At 70.6% G+C, this 238-nt stretch carries 1 pseudogene; it reads right to left on the bottom strand.

Annotated features, from left to right (window positions below):
* Nucleotides 1-238: pseudogene (locus ACPYOG_RS20660) on the bottom strand (hypothetical protein); the annotation flags it as partial.

Here is a 238-nt window from a genome sequence, read left to right as displayed (position 1 = left end):
AGCAGCATGGTGAGAAGGGGGTACGTGCGGAGAAAGTGGCCGGGAGCCCGCTCCAGGAGTATGCGGACCGCGTCGCCGTGTTCGGTCACCAACTCGAACCAGCCGATGCGGACCGCCGTGGTGGTCGCGTCCCATTCATCGGCGTCGACCGCATCCTTCGACTGTACGAGCGCAGACCAACCCGCGAGCGACCGATCGCACACCCCCCCCACCCCCCCCCCCCCCCCCCCCCCCCCCC

Source organism: Leifsonia sp. HAY1-4F (genome assembly GCF_056755275.1).
Note: the sequence above shows the minus strand (reverse complement) of the source record. Positions and strands in the feature narration are given on the sequence as shown.